1 protein-coding gene is annotated in these 1,150 nt (G+C 57.4%); it reads right to left on the bottom strand.

Annotated elements, in window-relative coordinates; all coding sequences use genetic code 11:
• Nucleotides 1-947: 947 nt before the first annotated feature.
• On the bottom strand, nt 948-1,150 hold a 203-nt coding region (locus ABWQ00_RS16205; RefSeq protein ID WP_353239691.1), incomplete at its 5' end, for a hypothetical protein.

The following is a 1,150-nucleotide window of genomic DNA, read 5'->3' as shown; positions in this document are numbered from 1 at the left end:
CCTGCGAAGAGGAAGCAACAGCAGGGGCCTCACAAGGAGAACCAAGGGCGGCGGTGCATCGGCAACAGCAATAGCAGCAGCCTCCTTTCGACGAACTGATGCTTGAGTATCTGTCCCTCTGTGTGTTCCGCGGGCCCACTCCCCACATTCGCGCAAACGCGAGAAGTGTCCACCTGTTCTGGTCCTAGTAAATGTGCAGCGCCCTCGATGCCGTCTGCGGCCTCTCCTGAACCTCCAGTGGACATTATGGCTGGGGCCTCCGCATCGGCATGGCGCCCATATGCCCAGCGATCTCGGCTAGGCTTACCGGGCGCAACACCAGAAGGACAAGTCTCAACTACACTGGCGCCAATACCTCAGTCCCCGTCACGAAGCAGAGCGGAGCACACTTACTAGCTCAACTCATAACGCTGACAACTCACGGATGCGTCTCTTGCCGAAATGCACGCAGCAGTGGCTACGCTGCAAGGCATGTCCACGGCGCACCGTGCAAGCATCCAACAGTCACTGGAAGCATCTACAGTTGCATCCCAACTACAACCCACCCAGTCACTCCAGCGCAACAAGAGGGCACAACGCAACCTTGGAGACCAGCGGTCTTGCCTGGCATGGAGAAGCAATAGTGCCCACGGCGAGCGAGTGGATATGGGAAGGGCCCAACAAAGGGTCGAAGACCCAAGCGTGGACTGGGGGCACACTCCAGACTGTTGTTGAAATCTCGCCTCGCCTTTAGAGCTGGCAAGCTTGGAGGCGTGGCGCCAGAGACCAGACGGCGCCGCAGCACAGCTGTTGAGCAAGTCCGTGACGTGGCTCACGAGGCCAGGGGCAAATACTGCAACACAGATGTCGTGTTGTCTGTGCTTTGTCTTTCGGGCTTCACTCTCAGCGGCTACTGCATTTATTCCCTCACTTGTTTTGTCATCTTCGCCTGTCGTCGTGCATGCATCTCACAACAGGACCAATGAGCGCAGTAGACCAACCACCATCACAATCACCATCACCATCACCATCACCATCACCACCACCATCACCACCGCCATCACCATCACCGTCACCGTCACCGTCGCCGTCAGCATCAGCATCAGCATCGGCATCAGCATCAGCATCAGCATCAGCATCAGCACCAGCATCAACATCAACGCCACATCAC

Source organism: Limnohabitans sp. (assembly GCF_040400975.1).
GTDB lineage: Bacteria > Pseudomonadota > Gammaproteobacteria > Burkholderiales > Burkholderiaceae_C > Limnohabitans_A.
This window is presented reverse-complemented; position numbering and strand designations above follow the sequence as displayed.